This is a genomic window from Streptomyces pactum, from assembly GCF_016031615.1.
Lineage (GTDB): Bacteria > Actinomycetota > Actinomycetes > Streptomycetales > Streptomycetaceae > Streptomyces > Streptomyces pactus.
This window is the reverse complement of record NZ_JACYXC010000001.1, coordinates 7,164,980-7,178,031: the sequence shown is the minus strand read 5'-3', so window position 1 is coordinate 7,178,031 and position 13,052 is coordinate 7,164,980. Positions and strand designations below refer to the sequence as shown.

Here is a 13,052-nt window from a genome sequence, read left to right as displayed (position 1 = left end):
GTGCTTTGTCCTTCCTTCGCGCCACCCGGCTGGACGGGGCCGGCCCGCAGGGTCACATTGCTTTCCCCGGCGACAGGGTGTAGGTGCGTCCGGCGGTATAGAACTCCAGGGCGGCGCGGCCCTGCTCGCGCGGGCCGTGACCGGAGGACTTGGTGCCCCCGAAGGGCAGGTGGAAGTCGACGCCGGTGGAGGGGGCGTTGATCCGGATCATGCCGGTGTCGAGCTCGTCGAGTCCGTACAGCGCCGCGTCCAGGTCGGCGGTGTGCACCGACGTGACGAGACCGTACGGCCCGAAGTTCGCGATCCGCACCGCCTCGGCAAGGTCGTCGGCTGTCAGCAGGGCTGCCACCGGCCCGAAGACCTCCTCGCGCAGCAGCCGGTGGTCGGCGGGCACCTTCTCGGCCAGGGTCGGGGCCGCGTACCAGCCAGGGAGGTCGGGGACGGTGCCGCCCGCGACCACGGACAGCCCGGACCAGGCCTCGGTGACCCGTCGGCGGGCCTGCTCGGAGATGAGTGGTCCGCACACCGTGGCGGCGTCCGCCGGATCGCCCGACGGCAGGGTGCGCAGGGCTTCGCCCAAGGCCTCCCGCAGAGGGGCGGCGGCGGCGCCGACGGCGATCACCCGGCTGGTGGCGGTGCACTTCTGTCCCGCGTATCCGGCGATGGCCGCGGCGAGGTGGGCCGCGGCCTGTCCGATGTCGGCATCCGGGAGGACGATAGCGGCGTTGAGGCCGCCCATCTCGGCCTGGACCGGGATGCCGCGCGCGGTGGCCGCGCCGACGACCGCCTGGCCGGCTGCCGTCGAGCCGGTGAACGAGACGACGTCGGCGGCGGAGACGACAGCGGCTCCCTCGGCCGCGCCGCCGGGAACGACGGTGAAGACGCGCTCCGGAAGGACCTGCTGGACGAGGTCGGCGAGCCGCTGGGCGCAGGCGGTGGCCTCGGGCGCGGGCTTGAGGACGACCGTGTTGCCGGCCGCCAGCGCCGGGGCGGCCTTCCAGCTGGGAATGGCGAACGGGAAGTTCCAGGGGGTGACCAGAGCCGCGACCCCGTGCGGGCGGCGGCGGGTCAGCAGCAGTCCGGCCCCGGCGGCGGGCTCGTGGACGGCGCCGGCCGGCTCGTAGGGCGACTGGGCGTAGTACCGCCAGATGGCGACGGTCCGTGCCACTTCGGCCCGTGCCTCGGCGAGCGGCTTGCCGACCTCGCGTACCGCGAGCGTGGCCAGTTCGTCCGCGGCGGCCTCGATGGCCGTGGCGATCGCCCCGAGGGCGGCCGACCGGGCGGCCGCGCCGCCGCGCTGCCAGCCGGGACGGGCGGCGCGGGCCCGTTCGACCGCGTCGGCGGCACCGAAGGCGCCCCGCGCCGCCACCTGCACGACGATGTCACCGGGGTCGGCCGGATTGCGGGAGACAACCGGGGGCAGGGTGGTGGTCACAGGAGGAAACCTCCGGGGAAGGGGTCGTCCGGGTCGAGGAGGTACTGGGCGGTCCCGGTGATCCAGGCCCGTCCGGTGATGGCGGGGACGACGGCCGGCACGCCGCCGACCTGCGTCTCCCCGATGAGCCGGCCGGTGAACCGGGTGCCGATGAAGGACTCGTTGACGAAGTCCCGGTGCAGCGGCAGCTCACCGCGCGCGTGCAGCTGGGCCATGCGTGCGGAGGTACCGGTGCCGCACGGGGACCGGTCGAACCAGCCGGGGTGGATGGCCATGGCGTGCCGGGAGTGCTCGGCGTCGGAGCCGGGGGCCGTCAGATGGACGTGCTTCACGCCGCCGATGGTGGGGTCCTCGGGGTGGACGGGCCGGTCGGTGGCGTTGATGGCACCCATGATGGCGAGCCCGGCGGCCAGCAGGTCGTCCTTGCGGGCGCGGTCGAACGGCAGGCCGAGGGCTTCGAGTTCCGCGAAGGCGTAGAAATTGCCGCCGAAGGCCAGGTCGTACGTCACCGTGCCGAGCCCGGGGACCTCGACCTCGCGGTCCAGGCCCGCACAGAACGCGGGGACGTTGGTCAGTGTGACGGAGGTGGCTGCGCTGTCCCGGACGCGAACGTCGACCGACACCAGCCCCGCCGGCGTGTCGAGGCGGACCGTGGTGACCGGTTCGACGACCGGCACCATGCCGGTCTCGACCAGGACGGTGGCCACCCCTATGGTGCCGTGCCCGCACATCGGCAGCAGCCCGGACACCTCGATGAACAGCACACCGTGGTCGGCATCCGGGCGCGTGGGCGGCTGGAGGATCGCGCCGCTCATCGCGGAGTGGCCGCGTGGCTCGTACATCAGGAGCGTGCGGATGTGGTCGAGGTGCTCGATGAAGTGCAGCCGTCGCTCGGCCATGGTGGTGCCGGGGATCACCCCGACGCCCCCGGTGATCACTCGGGTGGGCATGCCTTCGGTGTGCGAGTCCACGGCGTGGAAGACATGGCGTGTACGCACGCAGATCCTTTCGCGGTCGGGTGGTCGGGCGGGCCGGGGAGCCGGCCGCCCGGCGGTGGGAGGAGGCCGGCGGTCAGCGGTGGCCGTCGGCGACGGCCTTCTCGGTCGCCGTGCGTACCACGGCCTCGATGTCACCGGTGAGCGGGGTGCGCGGCGGCCGGACCGGTCCGCCGCGGCGCCCGACCAAGTCCATGGAGAGCTTGATCGACTGGACGAACTCGGTCTTGGAGTCCCAGCGCAGCAGCGAGTGCAGCGACCGGTAGAGGGGCAGGGCCGTCCGGAGGTCGCCGGCGACCGCCGCGTGGTACAGCTCGGCGCAGGTGGCGGGGAAGGCGTTGGGGTAGCCGGCGATCCAACCGACGGCGCCGGCCACGGCGAGCTCCAGCAGCGCGTCGTCGGCGCCGATGAGCAGGTCGAGTTCGGGGGCCAGCTCGGCGAGTTCGTAGGCGCGCCGGACGTCGCCGGTGAACTCCTTGACGGCCACGATGTGCCCGTCGGCGTGGAGCCCGGCGAGAACCGCCGGGGTCAGGTCGACCTTGGTGTCGATGGGGTTGTTGTACGCCACGACGGGCACCCCGGCCCGGGCCACCTCGGCGTAGTGGGCCCGCACCGATGCCTCGTCGGCGCGGTAGGCGTTCGGGGGCAGCAGCAGGACCGAGCCGCACCCGGCCGCTGCCGCCTGCTCGGCCCAGCGACGGGCCTCGGCGCTGCCGTACGCGGCTACGCCGGGCATCACCCGCGCCGGGTTGCCCGCGGCCTCGACCGCGATGCGGACCACACGCGCACGCTCCTCGGCGGTCAGGGTCTGGTACTCGCCGAGCGAGCCGTTGGGGACGACGCCGTCGCAACCGTTGTCGAGGAGCCAGCGGACGTGCTCCGCGTAGGCGTCGTAGTCGACGGAGAGGTCGTCGCGGAAGGGGAGCGCCGTGGCGACCATGATGCCGCGCCAGGGGCTGGTGGTGGTCCAGGTGGTGGCGGTCATGCGCATGAGCCTTTCTGTGGCATGTGACATTTTATAGGTGCCCCGATCGGGCACGCGGGGCCGTCCGGTGGGTCCTGCCCGGCCCCGCCCCCTCCCGGAACCGTGTGCTCCGGCCCCGGGTCGTCGGCGGGGCGGTCAGGGACGGTCCTCGTCCGGCGGGTCGAGCGAGGCGAGCACTCCGAGCGGTACCGGTTCGGCGAACGGCCGGCGCTCGCCCGGTGGCGCCGGGGCGGCTCCGCCCGCGGCCGCCAGGCAGGACACGGCCGAGCCGCACATCCGGCCCTGGCACCATCCCATGCCCGCGCGGGTGAGGAGTTTGACGGTCCTCGCGTCGCGGGCCCCGAGGTCGTCGACCGCCTCGCGGATGGTGCCGGCGGTCACCTCTTCGCAGCGGCACACGTCGGTGTCGCCGGCCAGCCACGTGGGCCAGCCGGAGCCGGGGGCGTGTGCCGCGGCCATGGCGTCGGCGAAGGAGCGCATGCGGCTGCGGGCGCGGCGCAACCGCGCCACCCGCCCGGACCCGGCCGGCCCCGGCCGGCCGCCGAGCCGGGCAGCGATGGCGATCGCCGCCAGCTCCCCTTCCACACGGGCCAGTCGTGCGCCGCCGACCCCGCCGGTCTCGCCCGCCGCCCAGACGCCGGGCACCGAGGTCTCCTGGAAGCCGTCCAGGACGAGGGCGGAAGTGCCGTCCGCGGTGGTGCGGGTGGCGCAGCCGAGCGTCACGGCGAGTTCGATCTGCGGGGTCAGCCCGTGTCCGACGGCCAGCGCGTCGCATGCGATCCGGCGGTCGGTCCCCGGCACGGGCCGCCAGTCGCGGTCGAGCCGGGAGACGGTGACCGCCTCCACCCGGCCGGTGCCGTGCACTGCGGTCACCGCGCTCCGGGCGCGCAGCCGCACCCCGTGGCGCAGCAGCGCCGAGCCGTGGACCACCGCCTCGACCATCTTGTGCGCGTTGGTGGCCAGGGCGCGCGGGTGGCGGGCGTACCGCAGATAGCCGGCCGCCTCCACCACGGCGGGGACCTTCGCCCCGGCGGCGGCGAGTGATGAGGCGACGGCGAGCAGCAGCGGCCCGCTGCCGGCGACGACGATGCGTCCCCGGGCTCTCCGCCCGGCCCGAGCGGAGGGTGCCCCGATGCCGGGCAGGACCAGCCCCGACTTGAGCATCGCCTGCGCCCCGCCCGCGCCCACGACGCCCGGCAGGGTCCAGCCGGGGAAGGGCAACTGCCGCTCGTAGGACCCGGTGGCGACGAGAAGGGCCCGCGCCGGTACGCACACCGGCCGCTCCCCCGCCCCGTCGGCACCGGTCACGGCGTGTACGGCCCATGTCCCGCCGCCCCCGCGGGTGACCGTCCACACGCGGTGCCCGGCCAGGTGGGTGATGCCGTTTCCGGATCTCTGGCGTGCGCGCAGGTCGGCGAAGGCGGCCCAGTCGTGGTGCAGGGCCTCGGGGCGCGCGGCGCGGAGCTCCGGGTCGGGGGTGCGGTAGAACTGGCCGCCGACCTGGTCCGAGGCGTCCAGCAGGGCGACCGTCAGGCCGTGCTCGGCGGCGGTGACGGCACCGGCGAGCCCGGCCGGGCCCGCGCCGATCACCGCGAGGTCGTACGGTTCAGACACCGAGACCGGCACGTCCGTGTCCTTCCTGGGTGGTGATGGCGTCGCCCGGGCGGGCCGGAACCAGGCAGGCCCGGCGGTTGGGCTCGCCGTTGATCGTGGCGAGGCAGTCGTAACACTGCCCGATGCCGCAGAACGCCCCCCGCGGGCGGCCGCCGTTGCGGGTGGTGCGCCAGGCGAGGATGCCGGCGGCCCAGAGCGCGGCCGCGACGGACTGGCCGGGCAGCGCAGTCACGGTGCGCCCGTCCATGGTGATCTCGAACGGCGGATCGGGGTCTGCCCCGACGAGGTCGGCGGGGGTTCGGGCCACGGTGGGCCTCCTCTCGTGTACGCGTTGCGCGGTTCGTGTCCATGCGTGCGCGGTGGGGGCCACCGGCGGTTTCCGTCCCCCGGTCAGCCCCTCCCGGCGGGGCTCGGTGCGCGGCTCCCGCCGGGTGGGTGCCTCCACCCCGGGCCCTGGTCCGCTCAGGCGGCGGACGGGCCGGAGAGCCCGCCACCTGCGCCCTGGAACCGCTCCGGGCGGAACGGCGTGATGTCCAGCGGCTGGTCGCCACCGGTCAGGGACCGGGCCACGATCAGTCCCGTCGCCGGTGCCAGCCCGATCCCCGCCCCTTCGTGGCCGCAGGCGTGCAGCAGTCCGGGGACCCGCGGGTCGGGGCCGATGGCGGGCAGATGGTCCGGCAGGTAGGGGCGGAAGCCGGGGTAGGTCCGCATGACCCGCACCCCGGCCAGCACCGGGAACAGCGCCGTGGCCTGGACGGCGAGGCGCCGCAGCACCTCCACCGACAGCGTGCGGTCGTAGCCGACCCGCTCCCGGCTGGCGCCGATGAGGACCGGTCCGGCCGGGGTGCCCTCGACCACCGCCGAGGTCTGGAGCGCCGCGGAGCCGCTGGCCACGTCGGCGACGTAGTCCGCCGCGTAGACCTTGTGGCGCACCACCCGAGGCAGCGGCTCGGTGACGAGGACGAACCCCCGGCGGGGCAGGACGGGCAGCTCGGTACCGGCGAGGCGGGCGAGTTCGGCCCCCCAGGTGCCGGCGGCATTGACCACGTGGGGTGCGTGGACCGGTCCGGAGGCGGTCCGCACCCCCCGGATCTTGCCGGAGCCTTCGGTGAGCACGCCGGTCACCTCCTCGCCGAGCCGCAGCCGTACCCGGTCGCCGGCGGCGCGCAGCAGGTGGGCGGCGGCCAGCGCGGGCATGACCTGGGCGTCCTGCGGGTAGTGGAAGCCGCCCGCCAGGCCCGGGGCCAGGTGTGGCTCCAGGTCACGCAGGCGGTCCCCGGCGATCTCTTCGGCGGTGACGCCGGCCTTGTGCTGGGCGGCGGCGAAGACCCGCAGGGCGGCCAGTTTCGCCTCGTCGGAGGCGATGACGAGGCCGCCCTTGGGTTCGTACTCGATCCCGGGCGGGAGTTCCCCGGCCAGCTCGCACCACATCCGGGTGGACAGCAGCGCGAGGTCGAGTTCGGGGCCGGGTTCCTTGTCGGAGACCAACAGGTTGCCCTCGCCGGCCCCGGTGGTGCCGCCCGCCACGGGGCCGCGGTCGAGCACGGTGACGCTCAGGCCGGACCGGGCCGCGTAGTAGGCGCATGCGGCGCCGACCACGCCGGCCCCGACGACGATGACGTCCGCGGAGTTTCTCGTGAGCACCGTAGTAATATTTCACATTGCACATGCCGTGCCAAGAGAGTCCGTCCGGACGATCGCCGCCCCGGCGTCCCGTGCGCTCCAGGCCTCCCCCTCGCCGGCTCAGCCGTCGGTCAGCCGGCCCATCCACTCCTCGATGCCGTCCGGCGTCCGCGGCAGCGCGCCCGACATCAGTCGCGCCCCGTCCGCGGTGATGACCAGGTCGTCCTCGATGCGCACGCCGATGCCGCGCAGTTCGGGCGGGAGCGTCTCGTCGTCCGGCTGCAGGTACAGGCCGGGCTCCACGGTGAGCACCTGACCCTCCTCCAGCACCCCGTCCAGGTACGCCTCCGCGCGCGCCCGGGCACAGTCGTGGACGTCCAGGCCCAGCATGTGCCCGCTGCTGCACAGCGTGTACCGGCGGTGCAGGTCGCCCTCGGCGCTCTTGAGCACGCCCCATTCCGCGAGCCCCTCGGCGATGACCCTCATGCACGCCTGGTGGAAGTCGCGGAAGGCGGCACCCGGCTTCAGTGCGGCGATGCCCGCCTCCTGCGCGGCGAGGACGAGGTCGTACACCTGCCGCTGGACGGAGGTGAAGCGGCCGGAGAGCGGGAGGGTGCGGGTGATGTCCGCCGTGTAGAGGGTGTCGGTCTCGACGCCCGCGTCGAGCAGCAGCAGATCCCGGGCGTCCAGGGGGCCGTCGTTGCGGATCCAGTGGAGGACGCACGCGTGCGCCCCCGATGCGGCGATCGTCTCGTACCCGGTGCCGTTGCCCTCGGCACGGGCGCGCAACCCGAAGACCCCCTCGATCCAGCGCTCGCCGCGGGGGTGGGCGAGGGCGCGCGGCAGCGCCCGTACGACGTCCTCGAAGCCTGCGGCGGTGTGGTCCACGGCCTGTTGCAGCTGGTCGACCTCCCAGCTGTCCTTGACCAGCCGCAGCTCGCTCAGGGCGGTGGCGAGTGCGGAGTCCTGCGAGGCGACGCGGCCGGACGGCAGTCGGCCGTACTCGTCCAGGTGCACGCACCGGATGCCGGCCATCCGCTCGGCCTCGGCGAGGTCGGGACGGCGGCCCACCCAGAACTCCCCGTACCGGCGGTCCCGGTAGAACTCCTCGCCGACGCGCGGCGAGCGCGGACGCACGTACAGGACGGCCTCGTGCCGGTGCGGGCCGTCCGGCTCCAGGACGAGCACATGTCCGGCCTGCTCCTCTCCGGTCAGGCCGGTCAGCCACGCGTAGGCGGAGTGCGGCCGGAAGCGGTGATCGCAGTCGTTGGAGCGGACCTTCAGCTCACCGGCCGGGATGATCAGCCGCTCCCCGGGGAAGCGGGCGGAGAGCCGGGCGCGGCGGGCCGGGGTGAGCCGCGCGACCGGGAGCCGGATGTCGCCGGGCAGCGGACTCGCGGCCCACTGGCCGGACATGAAGCCGGCGAGCTCCTCGGAGACCGGCAGATCGTGACTGCCGGTACGCGGACCGGTGGTGGCGGGTTCGTCCATGGCGGGCCCCTTTCGGGCACGGGTGGGTAACGGAGTGACCAGCATCGCTCAGTGCAATTTCACATTACTATGTTACCGGTCACATTCCAGCCGTCCCCGGGCGCGGCCGCCGGGAGGCCGCCACAGCCGTCCCACCGCTCATGGAGTGCCCCATGCACGCGGCGATGCACGCGCGACAGAGGCGCAGTTCGATGACGAGACGATGGTGGAGCCGGACATCCGCACCGCCCGCACCGAGGGGCTGCCGCGCCGCACCACGGTCGTCAAGCACGGACTCGGGCCGACATGACCCCGATCCTGACCATCTTCGGCATGGACCGGGGCGGGCTGCTCGCCGGCGCGGTGATCACCGAGCCCATCTTCGAACTCCCGGGATCGGCCGGTTCTTTGACGGCGCGCCGTCCAGCGGCGACCGGCCGGTGATCTCGGGTGACGCTCCCGGCGGCCACCTCCATCGTCGTCGCCAACCCGGCCGTCGAGCTGTCGCAGCCCCGGTGGACCCGCGGTTCGCCACGCCGTCCCACCCGTACACCCCGCGGGGTGCCGGACTCCCTCCCCCGGCTGGACGGCCGGGACGACGAGCCGCTGCGGGCCATTCCCGGCAGCGCCGTACGACGACGGTCCCTCGGTGCGATCAGCGGAGGACAGCGGGAGCTCGCCCACCAGTTGGCAACCCTGAGTTCGCCCCGATGCCTTCCCCACGATATGTCACCTGTGCAATGGTACATGTCATAGGTCGTGGCCATGCCAATCACGGGCATCGGTCGTCACCCGTCCGTCGGACGGGTGCGGCACTCCCCCCCCGACCTCCCCATCCCCCACAGGCCCGCATCGCGCGGCCGAACCCTCATGGGAGGCGTAGTGAGAAAGTCACTCGTTCGACGACGTCTGGGAGCGGCGCTGCCGCTGGCCCTGACCGTCGTCATGGGCGCCGGCCTGCTGTCCCAGCCGGCCGGCGCCCAGACCGGAACCCCGGTGGCCGCCGCGCGGGCGGCTGCCGCGGACGACAGGCACGCCGGTCCTCCGCCTGCGGCTCAGTCCGCCACGACGGAGAGCGAGCACGTCACCGGAGCACCCCTGACGCCGTCCGCGCTCCGACCGCTCGCGGCGAGCAAGGACGCGCTCAAGAAGTCCTACGGAGAACACGGGAAGCAGCCGGTCCCCGCCACGTCGGAGGAGACCACACCGAACACGGCCGGGAAGGGCGCGGCCACCGCGGCGGCCGCGTGCAACGCCTCGGACTTCACCTCCCGCACCGGCAGCGCGCTGGTGCAGCAGATCAAGGCGTCCACCACCGACTGCGTCAACACCCTGTTCAACCTGACGGGAAGCGATGCCTACCACGCCTTCCGCGAGGCGCAGATGACCACGGTCGCCTACGCCCTGCGTGACGGGTCGGCCTCCTATCCCGGCGACTCCAGCACCGGCATGCCGCAGCTCGTGCTCTACCTGCGCGCCGGCTACTACGTCCACTACTACAACGCCGGTACGGTGGGCCCCTACGGCAGCAGCCTGCAGACCGCCATCCGCTCGGGGCTCGACGCCTTCTTCGCCAGCCCACGCTCACGTGACGTCAGCGACGCCAACGGTGAGACTCTCGCCGAGGCCGTCACCCTCATCGACAGCGCCGAGGAGAACGCCCGCTACATCCACGTCATCGAGCGACTGCTGGCGGACTACGATTCCTCCTGGAACTCGTCCCGGTGGATGCTCAACGCGGCCAACAACGTCTACACGGTGACCTTCCGCGGCCACCAGGTGCCCGCCTTCGTGACGGCCGTCCAGTCAGACCCCGGCCTGATCGACTCCTTGTACAACTTCGCCTCCCGTCACATCCCGTTGCTGGGCACGGGCCAGTCCTACCTCACCTCCAACGCCGGACGTGAGCTCGGCAGGTTCCTTCAGCACCCGTCCCTGCGGAGCAAGGTCAGCCCGCTGGCGGCCGACCTGCTGAAGTCGAGCTCGATCACGGGCACCACCGCCCCGCTCTGGGTCGGCGTGGCCGAGATGACCGACTACTACGACAGAACCAACTGCTCCTCCTACGGCACCTGCGACCTCCGGACGCAGCTGGCGAAGGCCGTACTGCCGGTGACCTACAACTGCGGTACCAGCATCACCATCAAGGCTCAGCAGATGACCTCGGGCGAACTGTCCGCCAGTTGCAACAGTCTGCGGAGCCAGGACGCCTACTTCCACAACATCGTCCGGGACAGCGGCCCCGTCGCGGGCGACGGCAACGACCGCATCGAGGTCGTGGTGTTCGATTCCAGCACGGACTACCAGACCTACGCCGGCGCCATGTACGGGATCGACACCAACAACGGCGGCATGTACCTGGAGGGCGACCCGGCGGCAGCCGGCAACCAGCCCCGGTTCATCGCCTACGAGGCCGAGTGGCTACGCCCGGACTTCCAGATCTGGAACCTCAACCACGAGTACACCCACTACCTCGACGGCCGCTACGACATGCACGGCGACTTCAACGCGAACGTCACCACGCCGACGATCTGGTGGATCGAGGGCTTCGCCGAGTACGTCTCCTACTCCTACCGCGGCGTCCCCTACACGGCCGCGATGACCGAGGCCGGCCGCCGCACCTACGCCCTGAGCACGCTGTTCGACACCACGTACAGCCATGACACCACCCGCATCTACCGCTGGGGCTACCTCGCCACGCGGTACATGATCGAGAACCACCGCGCCGACATGGACACGGTGCTCGGCCACTACCGGACCGGTAACTGGAGCGCCGCCCGCACCTACCTGACCGGTACCATCGGCACCCGCTACGACAACGACTGGTACACCTGGCTGGCGGGCTGCGCGGCCGGCGACTGCGGCGGAGGCTCCAACCCGCCCGGCAACCAGGCCCCCACCGCCGCCTTCACCAGCTCCGCGCAGGACCTCAAGGTCAGCTTCACCGACCAGTCCTCGGACCCCGACGGCACCATCGCCTCACGCTCCTGGACCTTCGGAGACGGCACCACCTCCACGGCCACCAACCCCACCAAGACGTACAGCACCGCCGGTACGTACACGGTGAAACTGGTCGTCACCGACGACAAGGGCGCGGCCTCCACCGCAACGAGGACGGTCACCGTCACCAGCGGTGACGGAGGCACCCTCACCGAATGCACCGGCACGGACAGCAGGGAGCTCGGCAAGGACTGCCATCGGAGCAACCAGTCCGCCACCACCGGGAACTACGCCTACCTCTACCTCTACGTCCCGGCGGGCACCACCCAGCTGAAGATCACCACCTCCGGTGGAACGGGTGACGCGGACCTGTACCACAGCAGCAGCGGCTGGCCCAGCACCACCAGCTACACGCAGCGCGCCACCGGCGCCGGCAACGACCACACCCTGACCGTCAACAACCCGCGGGCAGGCGCCAACTACATCAGCCTGTACGCGGTGAACGGCTTCAGCGGGGTCACCATCAGCACCCGCTACTGACAGGCACGTACCGCACGACCGAACCGAGGTCCTCCGGCCCCGGGCGGGGATGCCGCCCGGGGCCGGAGGACGCGGGGCGGCACGATGCGTGCGGAGGCCGCCCGCGCGGTGACGATCCGGCGCCGTTTCGTCCGCCTCCTGCCAGGACGCCCGCCGGGCGGTGCACGAGGCGTCCGCGAACCGCGACTCCTCCTCGACCACCGCCGTCCCGCGGGTCACCGAGCCGGCCGTCTCCATGCGGTCCCCGGCGGCAGCCCCGTCGTGGAGGCAGCTCCCGTCTACGTGGCTCTCCCGGGCGGGACCGAACGTGGCCGGTGCCTCTGTGGTACAAGCCGCGGCGTCCCCGTCCAGGTGGACGGGAGCGGACCCGAGGCGGCCGTGATGAGCGTGCGGGGCCCCGGCCTCGCACACGCCGTCGCGGAGCCGCCGCGGGGATCGGCGGTTACGCGGGGCAGAAGCCGGCCTGCGCCAGGAGAGTGATCGCTGTGCACAGCGCTCCCGTTCGGAGAGTACGCAACGTGACATTGTATAGTGGAGGAGACATCCTCGGAGGGTACCCATGAGCGAGCTGAAGCCCCGCACACTCATCTCGGTCCAGAAGCACCTGCGTGACCAGGTGGCCAATGCCCTCCGTGCGGCACTGATCGCAGGTGACCTGAAGCCCGGGGTGATCTACTCCGCGCCCACCCTCGCGGCCGAGTACGGCGTCTCCGCGACCCCCGTACGCGAGGCCATGCTGGATCTGGCACGAGAAGGCCTGGTCGAGGCCGTGCGCAACAAGGGCTTTCGCGTCACCGAACTGTCCGAGCGCGACCTGGACGAGTTCACCGAGATCCGTTCCCTCATCGAGATTCCGATCATCGGCCAGGTCACCCGGTCGGCCTCGCGGCAGGAGCTGGAGAACCTGCGTCCCGTGGCCGAGGAGATCGTGGCCGCGGCACGCGCCGGCGACCTCATCGGCTACCTGGAGTCGGACCGTCGCTTCCACCTCGAACTGCTCGGCCTTGCCGGCAATGCCCGCCTCGTCGAGACGGTGGCCGATCTGCGCAAGCGCTCCCGGCTCTACGGCCTCACCGCCTTGGCGGAAGCCGGGGCACTGGTGGCTTCCGCGCAGGAGCACACGGCGCTGCTCGACCTGATGCTGAGCGGTGACGCCGCGGCAGCCGAGGAGCACATGCGCCACCATCTGGCGCACGTCCGGACCTTGTGGGCCGCGCGCGACCGGGACAAGCCCGCGGAGCACGCGGTGTCAGCAGGCAGGCCGGGTATCCGCTGATCCCGCGACCTCCCCGCCCGGGGCCACCGCCCCCACCACACGCTCAAGCCTTGACGTTCCGCTCCGCCCAGGACGATCCCGTCGAGGATCAGGACGTCCCCTCCCGTCGCTTCGCCGCTGGAGTCCGGAGGCCGCCCTCGACGCTGCTCTGCTCTCGGTGCCCTGCCCCTGGAG

9 protein-coding genes and 1 pseudogene are annotated in these 13,052 nt (G+C 72.8%); 3 read left to right on the top strand and 7 right to left on the bottom strand.

Translation table 11 applies throughout. The annotated features are described in order from the left end of the window. Positions 1–52 precede the first annotated feature (52 nt). The 7 genes from IHE55_RS28375 to IHE55_RS28345 form a co-directional block, all read right to left on the bottom strand. Positions 53–1,435: an aldehyde dehydrogenase family protein gene (locus IHE55_RS28375; RefSeq protein WP_197991641.1), complete on the bottom strand. Its 1,383-nt coding sequence runs from the start codon at positions 1,433–1,435 to the stop codon at positions 53–55. After that, entirely contained in the window at positions 1,432–2,433 is a 1,002-nt protein-coding gene (locus IHE55_RS28370; RefSeq protein ID WP_197991640.1) for a proline racemase family protein, read from the bottom strand. Before IHE55_RS28370 ends, IHE55_RS28375 begins: the two co-directional genes overlap by 4 nt. A gap of 73 nt (positions 2,434–2,506) precedes the next feature. Continuing rightward, positions 2,507–3,415, bottom strand: coding sequence for a dihydrodipicolinate synthase family protein (locus IHE55_RS28365; RefSeq protein WP_197991639.1), 909 nt, complete (start codon positions 3,413–3,415; stop codon positions 2,507–2,509). A 135-nt stretch (positions 3,416–3,550) separates the two neighbouring features. Next, entirely contained in the window at positions 3,551–5,041 is a 1,491-nt protein-coding gene (locus IHE55_RS32420; protein ID WP_197991638.1) for an FAD/NAD(P)-dependent oxidoreductase, read from the bottom strand. After that, positions 5,022–5,336, bottom strand: coding sequence for a (2Fe-2S)-binding protein (locus IHE55_RS32415; protein WP_197991637.1), 315 nt, complete (start codon positions 5,334–5,336; stop codon positions 5,022–5,024). Before IHE55_RS32415 ends, IHE55_RS32420 begins: the two co-directional genes overlap by 20 nt. A gap of 155 nt (positions 5,337–5,491) precedes the next feature. Next, entirely contained in the window at positions 5,492–6,673 is a 1,182-nt protein-coding gene (locus tag IHE55_RS28350; protein WP_197991636.1) for an NAD(P)/FAD-dependent oxidoreductase, read from the bottom strand. A 99-nt stretch (positions 6,674–6,772) separates the two neighbouring features. Next, positions 6,773–8,143 carry an aminopeptidase P family protein gene (locus IHE55_RS28345; RefSeq protein ID WP_197991635.1) on the bottom strand — a complete coding sequence of 457 codons (1,371 nt, stop codon included), beginning with the start codon at positions 8,141–8,143 and terminating at the stop codon, positions 6,773–6,775. A gap of 155 nt (positions 8,144–8,298) precedes the next feature. On the opposite strand from IHE55_RS28345, the pseudogene IHE55_RS33270 reads away from it, so the two are divergent. From IHE55_RS33270 to IHE55_RS28330, 3 genes and pseudogenes are all read left to right on the top strand, one after another. Further along, positions 8,299–8,626 (top strand): annotated as a pseudogene (locus tag IHE55_RS33270) (ABC transporter permease subunit); the annotation flags it as partial. Between the two features lie 378 nt (positions 8,627–9,004). Next, on the top strand, positions 9,005–11,602 hold the full coding sequence (locus IHE55_RS28335) for a collagenase (protein ID WP_307826845.1): 2,598 nt from the start codon (positions 9,005–9,007) through the stop codon (positions 11,600–11,602). A gap of 559 nt (positions 11,603–12,161) precedes the next feature. Continuing rightward, positions 12,162–12,878, top strand: a complete 717-nt coding sequence (locus IHE55_RS28330; RefSeq protein ID WP_197991633.1) for a GntR family transcriptional regulator — start codon at positions 12,162–12,164, stop codon at positions 12,876–12,878. Positions 12,879–13,052 lie beyond the last annotated feature (174 nt).

Excerpts from the sequence above, each read along its gene's own strand:
- IHE55_RS28330 (WP_197991633.1), top strand. The coding sequence starts at position 12,162 with ATGAGCGAGCTGAAGCCCCGCACACTCATCTCGGTCCAGAAGCACCTG.
- IHE55_RS28365 (WP_197991639.1), bottom strand. The coding sequence starts at position 3,415 with ATGACCGCCACCACCTGGACCACCACCAGCCCCTGGCGCGGCATCATG.
- IHE55_RS28345 (WP_197991635.1), bottom strand. The coding sequence starts at position 8,143 with ATGGACGAACCCGCCACCACCGGTCCGCGTACCGGCAGTCACGATCTG.